This is a genomic window from Autumnicola tepida, from assembly GCF_031846485.1.
GTDB classification, from domain to species: Bacteria; Bacteroidota; Bacteroidia; order Flavobacteriales; family Flavobacteriaceae; genus Autumnicola; species Autumnicola tepida.
Map to the genome: position 1 here is coordinate 1 of NZ_JAVRHQ010000057.1, position 3,162 is coordinate 3,162.

The window sequence follows — 3,162 nt, forward strand, 5'->3', positions numbered from 1 at the left end:
TCGGCGCAATTTTTGGTAACGGCTTTGGCTATGGACAAGTTGCGGAGTAGGGGATGCGTCTTTGTCAGCTAATTTCTATTTTAGTTGGTAGTTAAAAATAACAATTTTCAGCACATAAACCGCAATTTGCTATAGCCGATGTTGCCTATTGGAGCGCGTAAACGAATCTTATTAAAAACGTTCATTATTTACTCGTGAATTTCCTAAACGCCAGGGCAAAATTAATGTTATGAGCAGAATTATTCCTGCTAAATTTTTAAAATATGAATTGGAAAAATAATGCTTCCCGTTGAGTTAGAATCTCGTTTAGAACCTTAATTTTTATATTAAAAACCAGTATTAAAAATTGCCAAATTTCAGCAAGCTCTTGTTGGCAACGGTTACGGTTATCGCAAGTTGCGGGAGTTAGAACGCGGATTTGTCGGCTTAGTTCTTTCCATAATTGGTCTTTAAAATTACACTTTTTCCGGCTAAACCCGTTATTTGCGATGAACCGATGTTAGCCACTGGCTTTTTTCTCTTCACACGCTTCTAAGAATTTTGAACCTAATGATGTTATTCGGTAGTCGTAATCATCTGGATCATATTCTGCTTCTATTGGATAGTATTCGCTTCCTTCTTGTTGAAAATGTTCTATTTCAAGTTCATCTATTATAATTTTCGGTGGAAGTTGTCTTAATAACCCTAATCTTTCGAGATTGGAATATTCATATTCTTCTATTCCTTCTAAAATAAATCCTTCTTGTTTTACAGTATTTATCCTGCTATATAAATCTCGATATTCAGATGTATAATAGTTTTCTTTTTCATTTTTTAGTTTTGATAATCTCCTAAGGTTAAATATGAAGTTTTCTTCTTTTTTACTAAATTCGGAAAGCTTTTCAAATTCATTTAATGAAATTTGACTCAGTAAATATGGAAATATTTGGTTTTGTAAGTTTTTGTCTGAATCTGCTAGATTCCCAATCATAAAACTCCATTTTTCTTGCATCTCTTCGTTTTCTTCTAAGGATGCATTTTCTAGAAGTGGCACGAGTATTTTTGTTGGAATTTCTTTAATCTTAATATTCTTCTTTTTTACATATTCTTGAGCCTTTATTAAAATGTTAATCTGATTTTTGAATCGAAAGAATTTAATTTTGTCTGATAATAGTAGACCAACTTCTTCAATTGTTGGACCTATTAATTTTGAAGTAAAATCTTTTATAAGTTCAAGTCCTTTTTCAATAGTAGAAGATTTAATATTTAATTCTTTGCTCATTTTAAATTTATTAGTCAATTTGGTTTAACCAATCTCGTTGTGAAGCTTGTGGCTAACGGTCTCGTATATCGACAAGTGGCGCGGAATTATGGATGCGGATTTGTCGGCTTAAAGATTTAGTTTATTATGGAAACTAATTTAGTTCTTTTTTATAAAACCCGCCATTTGCGATATACGTTGTTGTTGCCAGTGGCGATTGCGAAAAATTTATTTAAAGTTCTAATGTCTTTAACTATTCTATTTTTTTTCCGAATTCGCTTTTTAAGTCTTTTTCTAAATTCTTAAACACATAATCGTGTTCTTGTTCAATTCCAATTTTCTCTAGTGGTTGCCAATATAATCTTGGATATAGTTCGCTAGTATAAGTTGTTATTCTTGTCATTTTAGTCTGTCCATCTTCTAATTCATCAAACAGGTAAATTGCTTCTTTAAATCCAAGCCATTTTCTGCCTGTTAATTGATAGTCTATAACATCCATTTTTAATATTTTTCCTTTTTCAAGCTCTGTGATTTTCTCAACGATTTGTCCACCTTCAAAATAGCAAGTTCTGATTCCTCCAATTTTTTCTTCTTCTAGAATACATTTTTGTGGGATTGGTAAATCAAGTTTCATTAAAAATGGCTTTTCTGCATCAAGAGTATCAACTGATTTTATCATATTGTACACCTTCATTGGAGAATAGGGTAAGATTATCTCCGACTTTACTTCAATTATATTATGTTCGTTTTCGACCGACTTTTTTTCTACAAATCCAAAAATTAAGAATAAGCAAAATGGAAGAATAGAACTTTTTGTGAGATTCTCTTTTTTAGTATTGTTAGAATATTTTTTAAACAAGTATTTGACCAGCACACCAAGTGCAATTGCACCAATAATTAATGGCATTGCCATCAAAATACAAATCATTCCTTCAAGTCCACCAGCCAATAGCAAAGTAAAGAAGATTACTAATGAAATAATTAATCCCCATAAACTTATTGTCTTGATAGTTGATTTGCCTAAAATATATCCTAAAGCGAATGGTAGAAATACGAAAAATGAATATCCATAACCAATTAATTCATAATGAAGTAACATAAAACCAAGTGATAAAAATGTTAGGCATATAATAATTGAAAATATGAATTCTTTCTTTCGAATCATTGCAGTTTTATATTTAAATAACTAATTAACAGTCAATTTCGTTCTTTTAGCCATTGGCTACAACGGCTACGGTTAACGCAAGTAACAGGAGTAGGAACACGAACTTGTCGGCTAACCGATTTTAAATTGGTCTCTAAAATAACAATTTTTAGAATACAACCTGTTATGTGCTGTTAACCGATGTTACCTAAAGTTGCGCCCCGCCTGAGTAAGAACCAGAGATTGGCCGTTCTGATCAGCTTTTTTTGTTTTTGAAATTTTCTTTCAGTTCTATAATTTCTTTTGAACTCTTAATTTTCTATGATCATTAGGATTTTTCGGCATGTTGGATTTTTCAATTTTTGGCTTCAATTTTATTTTAAATTTTTCCGGCTGGGTAAGTGTCAGCGTGAGGCTTTTTTTTGAAATTAATTTTCTGCTTGCTGAAATTTTCTATTTTCTGATTTATATTTTTAGATTCTGCGGCAGCGTAAAAGTCGGTTTGTTTTTCTTTTTTAAGCAGATATTTTAATCTTCAATAAATCATCTTTAATTGAAATTCTGGTCCATTTTCTATTTTTCTAGGATTTTTAAATTAAGAGCGATTTTTATAAAATTCCGTTGGAAAAATTTCTAATAGCAGAATTACTCTTTTTAAGTACTGACTTTATAATTACTAATTTTTCCGCTCAATGTGAACAGGATTTTCAATAAAAAAAAAGGACAATATTAGCAGGTTAGATTTTGTATTTCAGTCGGCGCAATTTTTGGTAACGGC

At 30.9% G+C, this 3,162-nt stretch carries 2 protein-coding genes; both read right to left on the reverse strand.

The genetic code is table 11. The features are described from left to right. Positions 1 to 499 precede the first annotated feature (499 nt). The gene (locus tag RM553_RS19195; RefSeq protein WP_311536582.1) at positions 500 to 1,261 is read right to left on the reverse strand and encodes an Abi-alpha family protein; all 762 of its coding nucleotides are present in this window, start codon (positions 1,259 to 1,261) and stop codon (positions 500 to 502) included. 232 nt (positions 1,262 to 1,493) lie between these two features. After that, positions 1,494 to 2,405 (reverse strand): MFS transporter, encoded by a 912-nt coding sequence (locus RM553_RS19200; RefSeq protein ID WP_311536583.1) that lies wholly within the window; start codon positions 2,403 to 2,405, stop codon positions 1,494 to 1,496. Positions 2,406 to 3,162: the final 757 nt, after the last annotated feature.